We start from the raw sequence: 3,949 nt of genomic DNA, 5'->3' as shown, positions 1-3,949 counted from the left end.
ACAAAATCTCCTAACAATAATAACAAAGCAGGAAAGCGTTTTTTAAAGGACAGTACTACCGACAATGATCTAGAATTACTAGTAAAAGCTTTATCAGAAAAGTTTGGTATAAAAATAACAATAGAAAATTATCTATTAGGTGGAAAATTAATATTTCATTACAAAGATTTGGAAGAATTAGACTTGATTTTATTAAAATTAAATTAAAATGCATATGGAAAAATCATCAATAAGCTTGAATGAAATAAATTTAGTAGATATAAAAGTACCTACAATCCAAATTGATAAAATTAAAGCATGTATACAGCATTTTATTTCCTAAGATTTGGCAAATTAAATATCTGAACGAGAAAAACAATAATAGAAATTACATATCTGATTTTGAGTTATATATTTATAGGGCAATAAATTCATACAATATAGTAGTAAATATATCTATCAGTGTAAAATAATAATATGAGGAAATAAGTAATTTATGTCATATCAATACGTTTATGAAATGGTCGCTTTAAGCAAAATTATAAATGGTAAACGAATTTTAAAAGAAACAAATTTATCATTTTTACCAAGAGCTAAAATTGGTATAATAGGTCCAAATGGAGCAGGTAAATCGACTTTATTAAAAATAATGGCAGGTATTGATAAAGAGTTTGAAGGTAAAGCAACAGCTAAAATTGGTACAAAAATAGGATATTTACCTCAAGAACCATATCTTGATGCTAGTAAAAATGTTTTTGACAATATCATAGAAGGTCTTCATGAAAAGAAAAAACTTATTGATGAATTTAATGATATAAGTAACAAATTTGCCGCTGAAATCACTGATGAAGAAATGCAGAATCTTTATGATAAGCAGGCAGAATTGCAAGAAAAAATAGACAATTGTGATGGATGGAATCTAGAACGTGAAATAGAGATTGCAATGCTTGCTTTGCGCTGTCCGCCAAAAGAAGCAGATATTACAAAAATTTCCGGTGGAGAAAAAAGAAGAGTAGCTTTATGTAAGCTGCTTTTAGAAAAGCCTGATATGTTATTACTTGATGAACCGACAAATCATTTGGATGCAGAATCAGTTTCTTGGCTTGAGGATTGCCTTAAGAACTACAAAGGTACGGTAATAGTTATTACTCATGATCGTTATTTTTTAGATAATGTTACGGAATGGATATTAGAGATTGATCGAGGGAATTGTATTCCGTGGGAATCAAATTATAGTTCTTGGCTTGAGAAAAAACAAGCAAAATTAGCTTTAGAGGGTAAAGAAGAAGATGATAGAATAAAGCAACTAAACCGTGAACTTGAATGGATTCGTCAAACTCCAAAAGCTAGACAGTCAAAAAATAAAGCACGTATTACAGCGTATCAAGAATTATTAAATAAACAACAAGAACAAAAAAGCGATCCTACTCAAATAATTGTACCTAATGGACCACGCTTAGGTGATCTTGTTATTGAAGCAGAACATATAGCTAAAAAATTTAACAATAAAATATTATTATCGGATTTTAGTTTTAAAGTTCCACGTGGAGCTATTGTAGGAATTATTGGACCGAATGGAGCAGGTAAGTCTACTTTGTTTAATATTATTACAGGTAAAATAACACTAGATAGCGGTTCTATTAAAATTGGTCAAACGGTGAAATTAGGTTATGTTGATCAATCACGTGATCATTTGGATGATAATAAAACCATATGGGAAGAAATTTCAGAAGGTTTAGATGAATTGCAGCTTGGTAATAGAATAGTTAAAAGTAGAGCCTATTGTGCTGCTTTTAATTTTAGAGGAGGTGATCAACAAAAGAAAGTTGGACAACTTTCTGGTGGAGAACGTAATAGAGTACATTTAGCAAAGTTATTAAAAGAAGGTGCTAATGTAATACTTCTTGATGAACCCTCAAATGATCTTGATTTAGATACTTTAAGAGCGTTAGAGGATGCAATTTTAGATTTTGCTGGTTGTGTTTTAGTAATTAGCCATGATCGTTGGTTTTTAGATAGAATAGCTACGCACATTATCGCTTATGATAAAGAAGGTGATGCTACTTGGTTTGAAGGGAATTATCAAGATTATCTTGACTATATGTTAAACGAGAAAGGCAAAAATATTTTAAATCCAAAATATAAACATAAAAAACTAATATAAATATGTCTTTAACGCAAATATTATTAATTTTGTTTGTAGGAGTATTAGTAATAAGACCGCGTGATATTTTTATAATTATTAAAGAATTTAAAAAAATAAAAGAGTATTTAATTAATATTAAGTCGTCTATTATAAAAAATATAGATGAACCGTTAGAAACAGAGCAGGTAAATTTTTATTTAAAAAAAATTATTAACATAGAAGGTTATTATCATGGTAATTATGATTTAAGGACAATAAAAGAAAAATATTATACGTTAGTAATTAACAACGACTTAATAGAAAATGAATCAGCAACTGATATAACAGAGAAATATTAACCCGTGCCTCACTTAATAATTAAATCTAAGAATTATGCAAAAAGTAGTAAAACTTAATAATATCAAAATAGGAAATGATTTACCGTTTGTCCTAATTGCAGGACCTTGTCAGATTGAAGGACAAGACCACGCTTTATTTATGGCAGAAAGACTTACTAAATTAACTAACAAGCTTGATATTCCGTTTATTTATAAATCTTCTTTTGATAAAGCTAATAGAACTTCTATAAGTGGGATTAGAGGGCTTGGTATAGAGGAAGGTTTAAAAGTTTTATCAAAAGTAAGAGCTGAATTTGATTGTCCAATTGTTACTGATGTTCATTCTGAGAGTCAATGTACTGAAGCAGCTAAAGTAGCAGATATTTTACAAATCCCGGCGTTTTTATGTAGACAAACCGACTTATTGCAAGCCGCAGCGAAAACCGGTAAAATAGTAAAAGTAAAAAAGGGGCAGTTTTTAGCTCCTTGGGATATGAAAAATGTACAAACAAAACTAGAAGCTTTTGGGGTGAAGGATATATTATTTACAGAGCGTGGCGCATGTTTTGGTTATAATAATTTGGTATCTGATATGCGTAGTCTTGCAATAATGGCGGAGTTAAATATACCTGTAGTTTTTGATGCGACACATTCCGTTCAGCAACCGGGAGGGTTAGGAGGTAGTACTGGTGGAGAAAGAAAATATGTAGAGCTACTTGCAAAGGCAGCAACGGCTGTAGGTATTGCCGGTATGTATATGGAAGTACATCAAGACCCTGATAACGCTCCAAGTGACGGCCCATGTATGATTAAACTGGATAATTTAGAGTCCATTCTTATCAAACTAAAAAAATATGATAAAATTACAAAAGAAAAATAATCTCAAATTTTACCTTTCAAAATATATTAAATATTCCCATATTAATTCAATTTAAAAATAGAACTTTTTTATCCTCAGAATTTCACCAATTCACCTTTAAATCCTTGTTGTAAATTTACTTATTCAGAAAAATTTTTTAAGTAATGTTAATATTTATTTATTCAACTTATAGATCAAAAATGTTTTCATTTGTATAAATGCAAATAATTTATAGGTCTAATTATTATGTGGAATCAAATAAAGGCGGTTAGCAGTACACTACTTGGGAGTCCCAAACAGGAACGAGTGTCTAAAAATGTAAATGATTTTTTGACAGAATATTTTAATAATCTTTTGATAAAAAAACACACTCCAAACTTAGGTATTTTTGAAGAATGCAATGTTTCAGAAAAATTACATAATATTAATTTTGATAAGATATTAACTTCAAGCAAGTATTCCATATCTAATCATTATGAAGATATTATAGATTGGCTTTCTAATAATACTCGTTCAATATTCAATGAAAAATTAGTAAAGCCAAATAGCGAGCTTACAGAGTTTATTTCTATAGCCACTTTAGATTTTAGTAATAATCCTTTTATAACAAAAAATGTACAATATATAGCGAATTATTTAAGAAATAAC

4 protein-coding genes and 1 pseudogene are annotated in these 3,949 nt (G+C 29.2%); all 5 read left to right on the top strand.

What is annotated here, in order from left to right; translation table 11 throughout:
* Nucleotides 1-207 (top strand): annotated as a pseudogene (locus AC1Z7D_RS06335) (ParB/RepB/Spo0J family partition protein); the annotation flags it as partial.
* A gap of 268 nt (nt 208-475) precedes the next feature.
* Nucleotides 476-2,143 (top strand): energy-dependent translational throttle protein EttA, encoded by a 1,668-nt coding sequence (gene ettA / locus AC1Z7D_RS06330; protein WP_482602955.1) that lies wholly within the window; start codon nt 476-478, stop codon nt 2,141-2,143.
* A gap of 2 nt (nt 2,144-2,145) precedes the next feature.
* Nucleotides 2,146-2,463: a DUF2672 domain-containing protein gene (locus AC1Z7D_RS06325; protein ID WP_482602953.1), complete on the top strand. Its 318-nt coding sequence runs from the start codon at nt 2,146-2,148 to the stop codon at nt 2,461-2,463.
* 34 nt (nt 2,464-2,497) lie between these two features.
* Complete coding sequence (gene kdsA, locus AC1Z7D_RS06320; RefSeq protein ID WP_482602951.1) at nt 2,498-3,322, top strand: 3-deoxy-8-phosphooctulonate synthase; 825 nt, start codon at nt 2,498-2,500, stop codon at nt 3,320-3,322.
* A 225-nt stretch (nt 3,323-3,547) separates the two neighbouring features.
* The coding region (locus AC1Z7D_RS06315; protein WP_482602949.1) for a hypothetical protein at nt 3,548-3,949 on the top strand (402 nt) is incomplete at its 3' end.

The organism is Rickettsia sp. (assembly GCF_965035265.1).
Note: the sequence above shows the minus strand (reverse complement) of the source record. Positions and strands in the feature narration are given on the sequence as shown.

Coding starts and splice junctions, on each gene's coding strand:
- ettA (WP_482602955.1), top strand. CDS start 476: ATGTCATATCAATACGTTTATGAAATGGTCGCTTTAAGCAAAATTATA.
- AC1Z7D_RS06325 (WP_482602953.1), top strand. CDS start 2,146: ATGTCTTTAACGCAAATATTATTAATTTTGTTTGTAGGAGTATTAGTA.
- kdsA (WP_482602951.1), top strand. CDS start 2,498: ATGCAAAAAGTAGTAAAACTTAATAATATCAAAATAGGAAATGATTTA.